Source organism: Stenotrophomonas sp. 05N423, assembly GCF_056397145.1.
Window position 1 is genome coordinate 82,468 of sequence record NZ_JBFTMV010000011.1, and the last position, 15,492, is coordinate 97,959.

Annotated in this window: 20 protein-coding genes; 8 read left to right on the forward strand and 12 right to left on the reverse strand. The window is 69.5% G+C overall.

Going from position 1 to position 15,492, the window contains the following annotated elements:
* Window positions 1–125: 125 nt before the first annotated feature.
* The 4 genes from AC1DGW_RS15385 to AC1DGW_RS15400 are packed head-to-tail and all read right to left on the reverse strand — an operon-like array spanning window position 126 to window position 2,990.
* Window positions 126–938: an N-formylglutamate amidohydrolase gene (locus AC1DGW_RS15385; RefSeq protein WP_478024666.1), complete on the reverse strand. Its 813-nt coding sequence runs from the start codon at window positions 936–938 to the stop codon at window positions 126–128.
* Window positions 935–1,483: an NUDIX hydrolase gene (locus tag AC1DGW_RS15390; RefSeq protein ID WP_478024668.1), complete on the reverse strand. Its 549-nt coding sequence runs from the start codon at window positions 1,481–1,483 to the stop codon at window positions 935–937. The genes AC1DGW_RS15385 and AC1DGW_RS15390 overlap by 4 nt, the downstream gene beginning before the upstream one ends.
* Window positions 1,480–2,409 (reverse strand): 5'-3' exonuclease, encoded by a 930-nt coding sequence (locus AC1DGW_RS15395; protein WP_478024745.1) that lies wholly within the window; start codon window positions 2,407–2,409, stop codon window positions 1,480–1,482. The genes AC1DGW_RS15390 and AC1DGW_RS15395 overlap by 4 nt, the downstream gene beginning before the upstream one ends.
* A 5-nt stretch (window positions 2,410–2,414) precedes the next feature.
* Window positions 2,415–2,990, reverse strand: coding sequence for a nitroreductase family protein (locus AC1DGW_RS15400; RefSeq protein WP_478024670.1), 576 nt, complete (start codon window positions 2,988–2,990; stop codon window positions 2,415–2,417).
* Window positions 2,991–3,302: 312 nt separating this feature from the next.
* On the opposite strand from AC1DGW_RS15400, the gene AC1DGW_RS15405 reads away from it, so the two are divergent.
* Genes AC1DGW_RS15405 through AC1DGW_RS15415 form a run of 3 tightly spaced genes read left to right on the forward strand, consistent with a single transcriptional unit; the run spans window position 3,303 to window position 7,128 of the window.
* Complete coding sequence (locus AC1DGW_RS15405) at window positions 3,303–5,624, forward strand: DUF1631 domain-containing protein (protein ID WP_478024672.1); 2,322 nt, start codon at window positions 3,303–3,305, stop codon at window positions 5,622–5,624.
* 57 nt (window positions 5,625–5,681) lie between these two features.
* On the forward strand, window positions 5,682–6,785 hold the full coding sequence (locus AC1DGW_RS15410) for an NAD(P) transhydrogenase subunit alpha (RefSeq protein WP_478024674.1): 1,104 nt from the start codon (window positions 5,682–5,684) through the stop codon (window positions 6,783–6,785).
* A gap of 4 nt (window positions 6,786–6,789) precedes the next feature.
* Window positions 6,790–7,128: a hypothetical protein gene (locus tag AC1DGW_RS15415; RefSeq protein ID WP_478024676.1), complete on the forward strand. Its 339-nt coding sequence runs from the start codon at window positions 6,790–6,792 to the stop codon at window positions 7,126–7,128.
* Window positions 7,129–7,348: 220 nt separating this feature from the next.
* Here the strand turns inward: AC1DGW_RS15415 and AC1DGW_RS15420 are convergent, their stop codons facing one another.
* From AC1DGW_RS15420 to AC1DGW_RS15430, 3 genes are read right to left on the reverse strand one after another with little or no spacing between them, the layout of a single operon-like run.
* Window positions 7,349–7,762 carry a DUF3106 domain-containing protein gene (locus tag AC1DGW_RS15420; RefSeq protein ID WP_478024678.1) on the reverse strand — a complete coding sequence of 138 codons (414 nt, stop codon included), beginning with the start codon at window positions 7,760–7,762 and terminating at the stop codon, window positions 7,349–7,351.
* A 5-nt stretch (window positions 7,763–7,767) separates the two neighbouring features.
* The gene (locus AC1DGW_RS15425; RefSeq protein WP_478024747.1) at window positions 7,768–8,115 is read right to left on the reverse strand and encodes a hypothetical protein; all 348 of its coding nucleotides are present in this window, start codon (window positions 8,113–8,115) and stop codon (window positions 7,768–7,770) included.
* 5 nt (window positions 8,116–8,120) lie between these two features.
* The gene (locus tag AC1DGW_RS15430; protein WP_478024749.1) at window positions 8,121–8,663 is read right to left on the reverse strand and encodes an RNA polymerase sigma factor; all 543 of its coding nucleotides are present in this window, start codon (window positions 8,661–8,663) and stop codon (window positions 8,121–8,123) included.
* Window positions 8,664–8,797: 134 nt separating this feature from the next.
* On the opposite strand from AC1DGW_RS15430, the gene AC1DGW_RS15435 reads away from it, so the two are divergent.
* Genes AC1DGW_RS15435 through AC1DGW_RS15445 form a run of 3 tightly spaced genes read left to right on the forward strand, consistent with a single transcriptional unit; the run spans window position 8,798 to window position 11,008 of the window.
* Entirely contained in the window at window positions 8,798–9,100 is a 303-nt protein-coding gene (locus AC1DGW_RS15435; RefSeq protein ID WP_433853745.1) for an NAD(P) transhydrogenase subunit alpha part 2, read from the forward strand.
* A gap of 16 nt (window positions 9,101–9,116) precedes the next feature.
* Window positions 9,117–9,572, forward strand: coding sequence for a hypothetical protein (locus tag AC1DGW_RS15440; RefSeq protein ID WP_478024680.1), 456 nt, complete (start codon window positions 9,117–9,119; stop codon window positions 9,570–9,572).
* Complete coding sequence (locus AC1DGW_RS15445; protein ID WP_478024682.1) at window positions 9,569–11,008, forward strand: NAD(P)(+) transhydrogenase (Re/Si-specific) subunit beta; 1,440 nt, start codon at window positions 9,569–9,571, stop codon at window positions 11,006–11,008. Before AC1DGW_RS15440 ends, AC1DGW_RS15445 begins: the two co-directional genes overlap by 4 nt.
* A 33-nt stretch (window positions 11,009–11,041) precedes the next feature.
* On the opposite strand, the gene AC1DGW_RS15450 is transcribed toward AC1DGW_RS15445, so the two are convergent.
* A complete protein-coding gene (locus tag AC1DGW_RS15450) occupies window positions 11,042–11,464 on the reverse strand; it encodes a hypothetical protein (protein ID WP_478024684.1) in 423 nt (140 codons plus the stop codon).
* Between the two features lie 107 nt (window positions 11,465–11,571).
* Here AC1DGW_RS15450 and sufT point away from each other — a divergent pair, with 107 nt between their 5' ends.
* On the forward strand, window positions 11,572–12,123 hold the full coding sequence (gene sufT, locus AC1DGW_RS15455; RefSeq protein WP_478024686.1) for a putative Fe-S cluster assembly protein SufT: 552 nt from the start codon (window positions 11,572–11,574) through the stop codon (window positions 12,121–12,123).
* Between the two features lie 66 nt (window positions 12,124–12,189).
* Entirely contained in the window at window positions 12,190–13,287 is a 1,098-nt protein-coding gene (locus AC1DGW_RS15460; RefSeq protein ID WP_478024688.1) for a branched-chain amino acid aminotransferase, read from the forward strand.
* Between the two features lie 149 nt (window positions 13,288–13,436).
* On the opposite strand, the gene ybaK is transcribed toward AC1DGW_RS15460, so the two are convergent.
* The 4 genes from ybaK to wrbA all read right to left on the reverse strand — a co-directional run bounded on the left by ybaK (window position 13,437) and on the right by wrbA (window position 15,440).
* On the reverse strand, window positions 13,437–13,910 hold the full coding sequence (ybaK, locus tag AC1DGW_RS15465; protein ID WP_478024690.1) for a Cys-tRNA(Pro) deacylase: 474 nt from the start codon (window positions 13,908–13,910) through the stop codon (window positions 13,437–13,439).
* Window positions 13,911–14,396 (reverse strand): asparaginase domain-containing protein, encoded by a 486-nt coding sequence (locus tag AC1DGW_RS15470; RefSeq protein WP_055772617.1) that lies wholly within the window; start codon window positions 14,394–14,396, stop codon window positions 13,911–13,913. It lies immediately after the preceding gene.
* Window positions 14,397–14,505: 109 nt separating this feature from the next.
* Window positions 14,506–14,850, reverse strand: a complete 345-nt coding sequence (locus AC1DGW_RS15475) for a DUF2069 domain-containing protein (RefSeq protein WP_478024692.1) — start codon at window positions 14,848–14,850, stop codon at window positions 14,506–14,508.
* A complete protein-coding gene (gene wrbA, locus AC1DGW_RS15480) occupies window positions 14,847–15,440 on the reverse strand; it encodes an NAD(P)H:quinone oxidoreductase (protein WP_478024694.1) in 594 nt (197 codons plus the stop codon). The genes AC1DGW_RS15475 and wrbA overlap by 4 nt, the downstream gene beginning before the upstream one ends.
* Window positions 15,441–15,492 lie beyond the last annotated feature (52 nt).

The following is a 15,492-nucleotide window of genomic DNA, read 5'->3' on the forward strand; positions in this document are numbered from 1 at the left end:
GTATCACCGTTGTCGTGGATGCGGGGCTTGCCCCGCGTCCAGCGCATGACAGTCCTCGCAGGAACGCGCTTCAGTGCGCGATGTGGCTCTACCGGGAAGGCCCCGTCGCGCACTGAAGTGCGCTCCTACGCGGTGGCGTATGCCAGCAGCGCTGGCTGCAAGGCGGTGAAAACCCGCTCCAGCCGCTCGGCCCAGGCCTGCTGGCCGGCGGGGTCGGCGATCAGGTCCTGGCGGATTTCCAGTTCCACGTGCACCAGCCCGCGGCCTTCGCCATGTACCGGCACCGCGTAGTCGCTGGTGCTGCTCACCGAATACGGCTGGTTGTCGCCGACCACCAGGTCGCCTTCGTCGCGCAGCGCCTGCAGCAGCGCATGGGCGAAACGCGCATCGCGGTGGTAGAGCACGCCGGTATGCCAAGGGCGGGCGGCGCCGTTCATCGCCGGGGTGAAACTGTGCATCATCACCAGCAGCGTCGGCGTGCCGGCATCGCGACGCCGGTCCAGTTCGGTGGCGATGCGCGCGTGGTAGGGCGCATGGATGGCGTCGATGCGCTGCTGCCGCTGCGATCCGCCCAGGCCGGCGTTGCCCGGGATGGCCGTGCCGTCGCTGGTTTCCGGCATCAGCGTCGGCGAGGCCAGAGGCCGGTTGCAGTCGATCACCAGCCGCGAATAGGTCTGTTCGATGGCGAAGGCGTCCAGCCGCCGCGCCAGCGCGCGGGTGGTGCCGGCGATGCCGATGTCCCAGCCGATGTGCCGGTCCCGTTCCGCCTGCGACAGGCCGAGGTCGTCCAGCGCCGCCGGAACGCGTTGCCCGGCGTGATCGGCGAGCAGCAGGAAGGGCGAGCCGCCATGCGGGTTGTGCACGGTGAACGGGGGCGGGTCCTGGGCGCCGAGCAGTGGCGGGTCCAGGAGATCGGCGGGACTGTCGAGCCGGCTCATCGCGGGCGGCCGTCCAGGTGGTGCTCGATCATCCACAGGCCGGCCCAGAGTTTTGCGTCCAGTTCGAAGCCCTGGCCCATTTTCTCCACCAGCCATGCCGCGGCGCGGTTGCGCGGAACGTGGTGCACGGTGATGTCCTCGCTGTCGTCGCCGCCGCCTTCGCCGACCCGGCGCAGGCCGGTGGCGCGCACGAAGGCGATCTTCTCGCTGCTGGCGCCGGAGGAGGTGGGACTGATCATCAACACCTCGGCGTGGTCGGCGGTCCAGCCGGTTTCCTCCTCCAGCTCGCGGATCGCCGATGCCTCGATCGACTCGCCGGCGGTGATGTCGCCGACCAGCCCGGCAGGCATCTCGATCGTGCGCGCCTGCAGCGGCACGCGGAACTGCTCGACGAACAACACCTCGTCGTCCGGGGTGACGGCGACGATGATCGCGGCCAGCCCGCCGGCATGGGTGCGCTCGCTGTATTCCCAGGTGCCGCGCACGACCATGCGCTGGTAACGGCCTTCATAGACGACGCGGGGTTCGGAGGTGTTCTGGCTCATGCGGACTCGTTGGCGGCAGGAGAAGCGGTTTCCAGTCCTGCGGCGGCCAGCAGCCGGCGCCGGGTCAGCGGGCCGAAGCGCAGCGATCCGCACAGGCCGGCGAGCATGTCGGCGTCGGCCGCGCCGCGGGTGAAACCGGGCGTGGCCGGGGCCAGCGGCGCATCGAGGGCGATGGTGGTCAGTTGCCGGAACAGCAGCGCCAGTTCGCGTTGTTCGCGCAGGCGCACCGCCATCTGCGCGGCGCCGCGCAGGCGCAGGAACGGGATTTCATCGATCCGTTCCAGCAGCGCGTCGAGGCTGCCAAAGTGGGCCAACAGCACCGCTGCCGACTTGGCGCCGATGCCGCTGACACCGGGAATGTTGTCCACCGCATCGCCGCACAACGCCAGGTAGTCGGCAATCTGGTGCGCGTGCACGCCATGTCGCGCCTTGACCCCGGCCGCGCCCCAGCGCTGGTTGCGGGCGTAATCCCACTGTTCGTCGTGTTCCAGCAGCAGTTGCGACAGGTCCTTGTCGGCCGAGACGATCACCCCGCGCAGGGCATGGCCACGCCCCGCGTGCAGCGCGCTGCCGATCAGGTCGTCGGCCTCGTAGTCGCGGTCGGCCAGCACGTCCAGGCCCAGTGCGGCGCACAGCGCCTTGCAGTGCGCGAACTGGCGGCGCAGCGCTTCCGGCGCCGGCTCGCGGTTGGCCTTGTAGGCCGGATAGATGCGGTGGCGGAAGCAGCTGTCCAGCGCTTCGTCGAAGGCAATGGCAATGTGCGCCGGGCGCTCGCGCTCGAGCAGTTCCAGCAGGAAGCGGGCGAAACCGTGCACGGCGTTGGTCGGCCAGCCCTGCGCGTCCTGGAAGCTGTCGGGCATCGAGTGCCAGGCGCGGAACACGTACAGGCTGGCATCGACCAGATAGAGCGGCCGGCCCGGCGCCATGTCCGTCACGGCCGCCAGTCCTCCAGCAGGCCGGCCGGATCCGGGCGCTCGCGCTCGGGCACCTGCAGTTTCGGCGTGCCGATATGGATGAAACCGACGATGTGCTCGTTGCCGGCCAGCCCCAGGTGGCGGGCCACGCCTTCGTCATAGGCCATCCAGGCGGTCAGCCACTGCGCGCCGAAGCCGAAACCCTGCGCGGCCTGCAGCAGGGCGAAGCACACGCAGCCGGCGGTCAGCAGTTGTTCCTGCCGGGGCACCTTGGGGTTGTCCTGCAGGCGCGCGATCACCGTCAGGATCAGCGGCGCGTGCGAAAAGCGCTGGCGGTCCTTCTCGATCACCGCCGGTGAGGCGTCCGGGGTGCGCTCGCGGCTGCGCCTGGCCAGGTAGTCGCCCAGGGCATGGCGGGCATCGCCCTGCAGGCGGAGAAAACGGAACGGCACCAGCTTGCCGTGGTCGGGCACCCGTACCGCGGCGGACAGCATCCGCAGCACGGTGGCCTCGTCCGGCGCCGGCTCGCCCAGTTGCAGGGAAGGGACCGAGCGGCGCTGGCCCAGCGCTTGCAGGAAGCAGGAATCGGACATGGTGCGTACGCGAGGAAGACGGCCGTGGATTATAGACACCGGGGTGCGGACGCCTGCCGGTCGCGGGCGGCGGCGGATATGAGCAGTCCGTCGATGGCGTTCCCTGGCGGATTTCTCGCCAATTCACCGCGGTGCGCTTAGCATGGCGCGACATGCCGGGTTGCCGGCGGCGAGGTACAAAGTGCGGACTGCATCACTGGCCCTGTTCAGCTTCTCCCCCTACCATGCGTGGGCGGAAACCGGGGGGCTGTCCGCTTTCTTCCATACGATTCCTACAGGAGCAGCGCCTGCGAAGGTGCGGAGCCACTGCGCATGATGTCCCAGCCGCATCTTCCAGAGCGCCCTGGCCATAATCCGGACCTGCTGGCGCTGTCGCGCGAAGCCGCGTTGCCGCCCCTGTCGGCCACCTTCACCCGGGTGCTGGCCGGGTTCGACGATGCCCTGTTCGACCGTGCCGAGACCGCGGGCGCGTCGCAGTTGGTCTTCCTTGACGGCATGCGCGAGCTGCGCCGGCACCGCGAGGACATCGCCGCGCGTTTCGCCACTCATCTGCGGCAAGCCTGGGCATCGCTGGAAGCCGCCGCTCCGCTGTCGGCCGAGGCCGTGTTGGCCCAGACCGGGCAGGGGGACGCGGGGCTGAGCCTGGTATCCGAGCACGAACTGGAGTCGCGGCTGGCGGTGCGCAATTTCGCCGCGGTGGTGCTGCGCGAGTGGAAGCCGGTGCTGGCGCGGCTGGACCGCCGCCTGGCCTGGATCAGCGGCGTGGAAACGCTGGATATCGACACCAACCCGATCGGCCCGGAGCACATCGGCGTGGCCGTGCACGAGGCATTCGGCGTGTGCGACCTGGCCGCCGAGGTCCGCCTGGTGCTGATCAAACTGTGCGAACGGGAATTCGCCGTGCAGGTGGGGCGCATCTACCGCGAGGTGGACGAGCGCCTGGCGCAGGCCGGCGTGATGCCGGGCATCTCGCAGCCGCAGCCGCAGCGTCCGGCTGCCGCGCCGCGTCCCGCGCGTGCGGCCGGAGCCGAGGCCGGCATGGCGCCTGGCGAGGATGAGGACTTTTCCGATCCGCAGCATGCCCCGGCCTGGGCGCGCCGTTTCACCGAACGCTGGGCACGGCATCGCAGCGAACTGCAGGCCGGCAGCCACGGTGGCCATGGCGGCGGCTATGAAGGCGATTCGTCGCCGGGCGGCCAGAACATGATCCTGGAGGCGCTGCACGAACTGCTGGCGCAGACCCGTCATGTCCGCGAGGATGCCACCGCTGCCGCGCAGGTGGCGGTCGGCCAGCATCGGCCGCTGAGCCAGCACGAAATGATGTCGGTGCTCTCGCTGCTGCAGGCCACGCCGACGGCGACCCTGCGCGCGGCGGTGGGCGACCAGAGCGAATCGCTGGCGCAGCGGCTCAAGAACGAAGTGATTTCCGGCGCCACCCGTCTCGGCGTCGATCCGGGGCAGGCGCGGCTGGACCCGCAGGACGAGGACGCCATCGACCTGGTCGGCATGCTGTTCGACGTGATGCTGGACGAACGTGAACTGGAGGGCCGCTCGCGCGAGCTGATCGGCCGCCTGGTGGTGCCCTTCGTCAAGGTCGCGCTGCTGGACCGGCGCATGTTCGTGCAGAAGACCCATCCGGCGCGGCGCCTGCTCAACTCGCTGGCCGAGGCCTGCGAGGGCAACGCCGGTGAGAGTCAGGCCGAGCGCGCGCTGATGGGCAAGGTCGAGGAGATCATCGACCGGCTGATCGCCGAGTTCAACGAGAACCTGGCGATCTTCCTGACCCTGGAAGAGGAGTTCCGCGACTTCCTGGCCCAGCATCGGCGCCGCATCGAGATCGCCGAACGCCGCGCGACCGAGACCCAGCGCGGCCAGGAGAAGCTGGAGATGGCGCGCCTGCGCGCCCAGGCCGAGCTGGAGCGCCGGCTGCAGGGCGCGCCGCTGCCGGCGGCGATCGAAGGCTTCCTGCGCCAGCCCTGGAATCACCACCTGACCATGAGCCTGCTGCGCGAAGGCGACGACGGCGAATCCGTCGGCGAAACGCTGGCGCTGGCCGATGTGCTGCTGGAGGAAGTGGCCGAGGCGCGCCGGCATGTGGTCGGCAAGCCATGGCTGCAGTCCATCCAGCCGGGCCTGCGCAAGGTGTTCGCCAGTGTCGGCCTGCACGGCGAAGGCAGCGTCGGCGCGGTCGATGCGCTGCATGACACGCTGCAGGCCATCGCCGAGGCGCGCCCGGAACTGGAGCGCGCGCTGCCCGAACTGCCGCAGGTCAGCCTGCCCACGCCGCCCGCGCAGGAATCGGCGGCGCTGGACCTGGGCAGCGAGGCGCGCCCGGAAAGCGTCGACCATGTCGATGCCGCCCGCTTCCGCGCCATGGACATCGGCACCTGGCTGGACTTCATCGACAAGGACGGCAAGGTGCAGGCCGGCAAGCTGTCCTGGGTGAGCCCGATCTCCTCGCGCCTGCTGTTCGTCAACCGCCGCGGCATCCGCTTCTGCGTGGCCTCGCCGGAGGAGCTGGTGGTGATGGAGCGGCTCGGCCGCCTGCGCCCGCACATGGACGACGGCGCGTTCGACAGCGCCATGCAGGGCGTGATCGACCGGCTCGATCCGCAGACGCCCACGGTGCACTGAAACCCGACCCGCTTTGCTACGATCCGGTGCGTATTCCACTGCGCATCGGGGACGGGCATGGCCGTTGAGGTACGGGTGTTGAAGGAAGCCGCGGCGGGCGAGCGGCGCGTGTCGGCCACGCCGGAGACGGTGAGGAAGCTGTTGGCGGCCGGGGCGAAGGTGCAGGTGCAGGCCGGTGCCGGCCTTGCCGCCGGGTTCACCGACCAGGCCTACCGCGACGCTGGCGCGCAGATCGACGATGCCGTGGATGGCGCCGACCTGGTGCTGTGCGTGCAGGCGCCGTCGCCGCAGCTGATCGGGCAGCTCAAGCCCGGCGCGGTGCTGGTCGGCACCCTGCATCCGCAGGCCGACGCCGCGCGTACCGCGGCCCTGCAGGCGCGGCAGCTGGTGACGTTCCCGCTGGAGCGGCTGCCGCGCACCACCCGCGCGCAGGCCATGGACGTGCTCAGTTCGCAGGCCGGCATGGCCGGCTACAAAGCCACCCTGATCGCCGCGCAGCTGACGCCGCGCTTCTTCCCGATGCTGACCACCGCCGCCGGTACCATCCGCCCGTCGAAAGTACTGGTGGTCGGCGCCGGCGTGGCCGGCCTGCAGGCCGTCGCCACCGCCAGGCGCCTGGGCGCGCAGGTGGAAGGTTTCGACGTGCGCCCGGAAACCCGCGAGCAGATCGAGTCGCTGGGCGGCAGGTTCCTGGACCTGGGGGTCAGCGCCGCCGGCGAGGGCGGCTATGCGCGCCAGCTCACCGACGCCGAGCGTGCCGAGCAGCAGCGACGCCTGGCCGAACACCTGAAGGGCGTGGACGTGGTGATCTGCACCGCCGCCGTGCCCGGCCGCCCGGCGCCGAAGATCGTCACCGCGGCGATGGTCGCGGGCATGCGCCCGGGCAGCGTGGTCGTCGACCTCGCCGCCGAAACCGGCGGCAACTGCGAGGCGACGCGGCCCGGCGAAACCATCGACGTGAACGGCGTGACCGTGGCCGGCCCGCTCGACCTGCCCAGCATGGGCGCCATCCACGCCAGCGAGATGTACGCGCGCAACGTGCTCAATTTCGTCTCGCTGTTCTTGAAGGACGGCGCGCTTGTCTTCGACTGGAACGATGAACTGCTGATCAAGACGGTGTGGCCCGAGCGCCCGGCCACCGGCGAAATCCCCCCGGTCTGAGCCGATGCCCGGGATCGAACTGGCTGCCGGCGAGACGCTGTTGCGCGAGGGCGCGGCCAATCTCCAGCGCGGTATGGAAGCGGTCGGAGGCTACTTGTTCCTGACCGACCGGCGGCTGCTGTTCCGTTCGCACGGATTCAACGTACAGGACGGGGATACGGAGATCCCGTTGGCGCGGATACATGGTGCGCGGCCCTGCTGGACCCGTCTTTTCGGCGTGCTGCCGCTGGTCCCCAACTCGCTGTCGGTGGCGACCGATGAGGGCCATTACCGTTTCGTCCTCTTCAGCCGCCGGCAATGGTTGGTGACCATCGAAGCGCAGATGCCGTCCGCCGGACGCTGACGGCCCCTGTCGGCCGCGGCTTGCGCAACGGCTGCTGCCGTAAAGGGTGGGGGACTGCTTCCGGTGTCGATGGGCGCGTGAGCCCGGCCTGGCCAGCGGTGACGCCGCCCGCGTCCGGCGGCGGGAGCGGGGACGCGGCGCCGCTCCTTCCACACCGCGGGCGATGTGCGGCATTTGCCCGTCAGGCGATTGCCCGCCAGGCGATGACGGGATGGGGCGGCTACCTGTCGCGCGGCGGTGGCGGGTTGGCTTCCATCCACTGCTGGCGCTGCTCGGGCGTCATCCGGTGCCACTGCTCGCGCAGCTGTTCGCGCTGCGCCTTGTCCATGGTGCGCATCTTCGAGAACAGGGCGCGAGCCTCGCGCTGCTGCTGCTGCGACATGCTCTGGAACCGGTGCATGCCGCGCCGTGCCTGCATGCGTTGCTCCGGGCTCATCTGCTGCCAGCCGCGGGCATGGTCGTACATGCGCTGGCGGTGCTCGGGCGAGGCGTTCCAGCGGTCGCGCATCGGCGCGATCAGGGTCTCGCGCTGGGCCGGGGTGAGCTGGTCCCATTCGGGCAGGGGCTGTTGCTGGGCGAATGCCGGAACGGCGAAGGCCAGCAGCAGTGGCAGCAGGGAAAGACGGGTATTCATGGTTCTTACTCCATCGCCAGGGCGTCCGAACCCAGCCACAGGTACAGCTCGGGGCTTTCGTCGAACAGCAGCGTGTCATCGGACGGGTCGTCGCCGGCATCGGCCGCCACGCTGGGGGGCAGCGTCGGTGGCGTGCGGTTGAACTGCACCGCCACGGTGACGGCCAGTACCACCGAACAGGCGGTGGCCAGCCACCAGCCGCGGCGGCGCCACGGCGAGGCATCCGCGCCGGCCGTGGCCTGTTGCCGCGCCTGGCGCAGGCGCGCCAGTGTGGCCGGGGAAACCGCGCCTTCGGCATGCTGTTGCAGCTGCCGCAGCGAGCGGTCGAAGTCGTCGTGCCGGGATGTGGGCAGGCGGTTCACCGCGTGGCCTCCAGTTGTTTCTGCAATGCGTCGCGCGCGCGCGACAGATGGGTTTTCACCGAACCTTCCGAGCAGCCCATGATCCGCGCCGTGGTCGCCACGTCCAGTTCCTGCAGCACGCGCAGGCTGAATGCCTCGCGCTGGCGCGCCGGCAGCTGCCGCAGCGCCTGCACCAGCCGCGCGTAGTCCTCGCGCTGCTCGTGCCGCTGCGCCGGGCCGGGGCTGTCGTCGGCCCAGTCGATGGGGCCGTCCTCGTCCTGCGCCGGCGCCCAGAATTTCAGCCGGAAGCCGCGCCGGCGCTGCAGGTCGATGATGCGCCGGCGCAGGATGCTCCAGAACAGCGGTGTCCATTCCCCGGCCGGCTGGTCGCGATAGCCGAGCATGCGTTCCATCGCATCCTGTACCGCATCCAGCGCGTCGTCGCGCTGGCGCAGGCCGGCCTCGGCAAAGCGGAACGCGCGCGGCCCGACGCCGGCCAGGAAGGCTTCCAGCGAGGCGGGGGTGGCAACGGGCGTCAGGGGTGGGCTGGTCACCAGCACAGGGTAGCGTTCCGGTCGGTCCTGGCAGGGATAACGCGCGACGGGCGGATTGGTTGACATGGCAACGGTCGCGCCGGCGTTCATCGCATGGTTATGATGCGGGACGGGCAGTTCCGGCCTCGGAGAGGGCAGCAATGAGCGACGGGTTCGTGGCGTTGTACATCTTCATGCTGGCGGCGATCGCCGGCCACGTGATCATCTCGCGGGTGCCGGTGATCCTGCACACGCCGCTGATGTCCGGTTCCAACTTCATCCACGGCATCGTCCTGATCGGCGCGATGGTGGTGCTGGGCCATGCCGACACCACGCTGGAGAAGGCCATCGGCTTCATCGCCGTCGCCCTGGGGGCGGGCAATGCGGCCGGCGGCTATGTCGTCACAGAGCGCATGCTGGAGATGTTCAAGAGCTCCCGCAAGCCGGAAGGGCGGGACAAATGACCGCGCGGCGGTTCGAGTGCGGCAGGTCTTCCAGTGGCTCAGCTACCTGCAGTATCCGGCCCTGCTGGTCGCGATGGGTTATGCCGCGCTGCCGCTGTTCAGGGGCCTGGACGGTCTGCTCGACGCCCTCAACAGTTCCCTGCTGTATGCCGGCGTCGGCATCGGCATGTCTTCGCTGCAGGACCCGACCCGGACCCAGAACAAGGTCTCGCGCGATGTGTGGGAAGACCCGCGCAAGGGGTACTGGATGCTCTGGCTGCTGACCGCGCAGGCGCTGCTGCCGATCGTGCTCGGCCTGCTGGGCGCGGCATTGGCGGAGTCGGCGGCGTTGTCGCAGCTGTCGCTGGGCCTGGTGGCCTTCGGCATGGGCATGATCGGGCTGCTGAAGACGGCGATCGAGATGCGCGAGCACCACCGCCGCGACAGGCGCGCTCCCGTGGCGGAAACGACGGTTCTGGAGGAGGCGGCATGAGCATGACGTTGCTGGTGAAGGCGAGTTACCTGGTGGCCGCCACGCTGTTCCTGCTGGGCCTGCAGCGCATGGCCTCGCCGAAGACCGCGCGCAGCGGCATCCACTGGGCGGGCGTGGGCATGCTGCTCGCCACCGTCGCCACGTTCTTCCTGCCGGGCCTGCACAACCTCGCGCTGATCCTGGTGGCGCTGGTGCTGGGCACCGGCCTGGCGTGGGTGTCGGCCAAGAAGGTCGCCATCACCGACATGCCGCAGATGGTCGCGCTGTACAACGGCATGGGCGGCGGCTCGGCCGCGGCCATCGGCGCGGTGGAGTTGCTGCGCTTCGCCGACGTGGCCGGCCGCGACACCAGCCACTGGAGCGCCGAGGCCATCGCCGCGCTCGCGGCACGGCAGCCCTCGGCCACGGTACTGGCGCTGGCGATCATCGGCTCGGCCATCGGCGCGGTGTCGCTGTCCGGTTCGATCATCGCCTGGGCCAAGCTCGATGGCCGGCTGGACAAGCGCGTCACCTTCCCCGGGCAGCAGGCGTTCAACCTGCTGGTGGCCGTGGCGATGGTGGCGCTGGGCGTGTGGGCGGCGGTCAGCCTGCAGCCGGTGGCGATCATCGCCTTCTTCGTGGCAGCGTTGGCGCTGGGCGTGCTGATGACCCTGCCCATCGGCGGTGCCGACATGCCGGTGGTGATCTCGCTGTACAACGCCTTCACCGGCCTGGCCGTGGCGTTCGAGGGCTATGTGCTGGGCAACGAGGCGCTGATCATCGCCGGCATGATGGTCGGCGCGGCCGGCATCCTGCTGACCCGGTTGATGGCCAAGGCGATGAACCGGCCGATCAGCGGCGTGCTGTTCTCCAACTTCGGTGGCGGCGGGCAGGGCGCGGCGGAAATCAGTGGCAGCCAGAAGCCCATCGAGGCCGCCGACGTGGCGGCGATGATGGCCTTCGCCGAGCGGGTGGTGATCGTGCCGGGCTACGGCATGGCGGTGGCGCAGGCCCAGCACAAGATCTGGGAACTGGCGCAGCGCCTGATCGAGCGCGGGGTCAAGGTGAAGTTCGCCATCCACCCGGTCGCCGGGCGCATGCCCGGGCACATGAACGTGCTGCTGGCCGAAGCCGGCGTGCCCTACGACCTGATCGCCGACATGGACGACATCAACCCCGAGTTCGCCACCACCGACGTGTCGCTGGTGATCGGCGCCAACGACGTGGTCAACCCGGTCGCCAAGACCGACCCGGCCAGCCCGATCTATGGCATGCCGATCCTGGACGTGGTGAATTCGAAGAACACCATCGTCATCAAGCGCGGCAAGGGCACGGGCTTTGCCGGCATCGAGAACGCGCTGTTCTACGCCGACAACACCCGCATGCTGTACGGCGACGGCGCCGAGGCGGCGGGCGCGCTGGTCAGCGAACTGAAGGCGCTGGACGGCGGGCACTGAGCGCAGGGCGGGCGTTGCCGCCCACCGCGCGCGCTAGCGCGCCAGCCACCACGCGACCGCCAGCCCGGTCAGCAGCCAGAGGATTTCGGCGGTGCCGTTGGCCAGGCCGATCAGGGTCCAGGCCAGATGCGGGCCCAGGCGCAGCGCCGATTCCCACGGCACCAGGCCCATCGGGCCGCCGATATAGGTGGCGGCGATGCCCCAGTTGGCGGCCAGCGCGATCAGCAGGGTTGCCAGCATCGCCAGGACGATCCGGGCCTTGCCGCCCGGCAGCGTGCCCAGGCGCAGCATCCACGCCGCTTCCGCAGCGGCGGCGATCGCCATCCAGCCGGCCTGCGAGCCGGTGGCCAGGGCGACCATCAGCCAGGCGATGGCCAGGGTGACGCTTCCCAGCAACAACAGCAGGGGCCAGAGCCAGTGCTGGGTGCGGCTGGCCGGCGTTGGGGCAGGTGACATGGGGATTCCCGGAAAGGTCACGCAGCATAGCCCTTCAGCGGCCGGCCCGCCCAGTCGGCTAAAATGGCCTTCTTGCGGGTAGCGTCCGCGTCCCCATATCGATCCACATGTACTCCCGCAGCAGCGAACCCGTCCATTTCGAACGCGATTGCCCGGCCGTGATGGTGCCGCAGGGCGACAGCGTGACCCTGCCGGCCGGCAGCTACGGCTATATCACCCAGGCGCTGGGTGGCAGCTATACCGTGTTCGTCGAAGGCAACCTGTTCCGCATCGCCGGCAAGGACGGCGACGCCATCGGCAAGGAGTCGCCGCCGGGACTGGAACTGCCCGAGGGCGCCGGCGACGAGGATGTGGAAAAGCTGGTCTGGGAGCAGCTGCGTACCTGCTTCGACCCGGAGATCCCGTTCAACATCGTCGATCTCGGGCTCATCTACGACGTCGACATCAAGCACCTGGATGACGGCAAGCGCGAGGTCGACGTCAGGATGACTCTGACCGCGCCCGGTTGCGGCATGGGCGAGATCCTGGTCGACGACGTGCGCAGCAAGCTGGAAATGATCCCGACCGTGGCCGAGGCCGATGTCGAACTGGTGTTCGACCCGCCGTGGGGCAAGCACATGATGTCCGAGGCGGCACGGCTCGAAACGGGCATGCTGTAAGGTGTCCAACGCGCCGGACCGCAGGCGGGCCGGCTTCAACATCCGCAATCTGGAAGGAAACATCCGGTGTCCCAGTCTCTGAGCTTCCACGTCACCCGTTCGGACCACCCGCGCAGCGCCGAAGAGCGCGCCAAGATCCTGGAGAAGCCGGGTTTCGGCCTGCACTTCACCGACCACATGGTGGCCGTGCGCTGGGACAAGGATGGCGGCTGGCATGACGCGGCGGTGATGCCGTATGGCCCGATCGCGCTGGACCCGGCCGCGGCCGTGCTGCACTACGGGCAGGAGATCTTCGAGGGCATCAAGGCCTACCGTCACGCCGACGGTTCGGTGTGGACCTTCCGTCCGGACGCCAATGGTCGCCGCCTGCAGCGTTCGGCCGCGCGGTTGGTGCTGCCGGAACTGCCGGTGGAAATCTTCGTCGAATCGCTGAAGCAGCTGATCGCCGTGGACAAGGAATGGGTGTCCGGCGCCGATGAGGCCAGCCTGTACTTCCGCCCGTTCATGATCGGCGACGAGGCCTTCCTCGGCGTGCGCGGCGCGCACAAGGCCAGCTACTACGTGATCGCCAGCCCGGCCGGCCCGTACTTCGCCAAGGGCGTGGCGCCGGTGGCGATCTGGCTGTCCACCGATTACGCGCGCGCGGCCAAGGGCGGCACCGGCACCGCCAAGTGCGGCGGCAACTACGCTGCTTCGCTGCTGCCGCAGCAGCAGGCGCAGGCGCAGGGCTGCTCGCAGGTGCTGTTCCTCGACCCGGTCGAGGGCAAGTACCTGGAGGAACTGGGCGGCATGAACGTGTTCCTGGTCTACGGCAAGGAAAACAAGCTGGTCACCCCGGCGCTGTCGGGCTCGATCCTGGAAGGCATCACCCGCGAATCCATCCTGCAGCTGGCGCGCGACCGCGGCATGACCGTGGAAGAGCGGCAGGTGTCCATCGACGAGTGGAAGCAGGGTGTGGCCTCGGGCGGGATCACCGAGGTGTTCGCCTGCGGCACCGCCGCGGTCATCACTCCGATCGGCCAGCTCAAGGGCGAAGGTTTCTCGGTCGGCGATCTGGACGCGCCGGCTGGCGAAGTCACCATGTCGCTGCGCAAGGAGCTGACCGACATCCAATACGGCCGCCTGCCGGACCGTCATGGCTGGCTGGTGCGCCTGGACGGCTGAGTCCGCGCGCACGTTGCAGATGGAAAGCCCCGCGCAAGCGGGGCTTTCTGCTTTATAGGGGCGTACTGCAGGAGCGCACTTCAGTGCGCGATGGGGCTCTACCGGGAAAGCCTCTTCGCGCACTGAAGTGCGCTCCTACAAGTGCGCTATTACTCGCAGAGGTCGGCGCAGCGGGCCTGCAGGAAGCGCAGCGCATCGGCCGGCGCGATGTCCAGCAGCAGGCCGCGCTGGCCGGCGTTGATCCAGATGCGCCCGTGTTCCTGCGCCGCGTTGGCGAACAGCACCGCGGCCGGGCGCTGCTGCGCGAACGGGCTGATGCCGCCGACCTTGTAGCCGCTGCGGCGCTCGGCCTCGGCGATCTCCATCATCTGCGCATGCTTGCCGGCGCAGGCGGCGGCAAGCTTCTTCAGCGACAACCGCTGGTCGGACGGGATCACCGCGATCACCGGCTGCTTGTCCACCCACGCCATCAGGGTCTTGAACATCCGCGCCGGGTCGATGCCAAGGGCCTGCGCCGCGGCCAGGCCCTTGCTGTCCACCTCGGCCGAGTAGTCATAGGCATGCAGGCCGTGGACGATCCCGGCCTTGTCCAGTGCGGCGGTGGCGCGGGTGCCCTTGGCCATTCAGAGCGACTCGAAGCGGTTGGCCTCGACGTTCTTGCGCACCTTGTCCGGATTCCACACACGCCCGTTCATGGCGATGTAGACGCCCTCGGGCAGCGACTGCACCGCGCCGATCGCGCAGCCGATGTTGAACTCGGCGTCCGAGCCGCGGAAGCGCGCCGGGCTGAGCGCGCCGGTCATCACGATGGTCTTGCCGGGGATGGTCTTGAGCACCTTGCCGGTGGCCACCATCGAATCAGTGCCGTGGGTGACCAGCACGTGGCGGGTGGGTTGCGCGGCGATGGTCGCGCGGATCAGTTCGCGGTCCTCGTCGGTGATGTGCAGCGAGTCCTTGCGCAGGATCGGGATCACGTTGAAGCGGAAGGTCACGCCCAGCTCGCGCAGGATCATGCCGATCTGCGGGTCGCCGATCTGGTAGTCGGACTTGTCGTCGAAATAGATCTTGTCGATCGTGCCACCGGTGGTGACGATCAGGAGGTCTTCCATCATTGCGGTGAATCCAGACGGTGATGCTGCGAATGATAAGCCGGCGCCGTGGATGAGGCTCGGCCCACTGGGGTTTTCCGGGAAATCCCGTGCGGGGCGAGCCCCGCACCTACAAGGGCTTTTTGCCGAAGCGCGCGCGCAGGCCCGGCAGGCTGGCCAGGGCGATCACCAGCAGCGACAGCAGGATTTCCACCCACGCCAGCCGCGCCGTTTCCGGGTGGCTCCAGGCGCTCATCACGCCGTGGCTGAACCAGAACAGCGCCAACACGCCCGACCAGAACGGTGCAAGCCGCCAGCCCAGACGCAGGGCGATGGCCAGCAGCAGCGGCGGCCCGGTGAACACCAGCTGCGTGGCCAGCCAGTGTTTGTCGTGCAGGAACCAATACGTGTACAGCGCGGCCAGTGCGATCAAGGCCAGCAGCAGGGTCGGGCGTCGCGTCGTTGCTGCGTTCATCGCGCCAGCCTCCGTGCGATGTCGGCCACGCGCCGGCCCAGCACGCGCGCCAGGTGGGCCTCGTCGTCAGTGGGCTGCGGGTCGTCCTGCGCGCCGGCCACGTGGCTGGCGCCGTAGGGCGTGCCGCCGCCGGTGGTGTGGCTCAGGGCGGGTTCGGTGAAGGGAATGCCGACGATCAGGCAGCCGTGGTGCAGCAGCGGCAGCTGCATCGACAGCAGGGTCGATTCCTGCCCGCCGTGCATCGATGCGGTGGAGGTGAATACGCCCGCCGGCTTGCCGGACAGGGTGCCGTTGACCCACTCGGCGCCGAGGCCGTCGAGGAAATGCTTGACCGGCGCGGCCATATTGCCGAAGCGGGTCGGGCTGCCGAGCACGAGGCCGTCGCATTCGGCCAGGTCGGCCGTCTCGACATAGGGCGCGCCGTCTTCCGGTACCGGCGGGGCGCTGGTCTGGGTGACCGCGGCCACCGGCGGCACCGTGCGCAGGCGCGCGCTCATGCCCGGCACCTCGCCGATGCCGCGGGCGATCTGCCGCGCCAGCCGCGCCACCGAACCACCACGGCTGTAGTACAGCACCAGGATTTCCGCCATCGCACCATCCACTCATCACGCAGGGAGCGGCAGTATCGGCGATGCGGGCGGC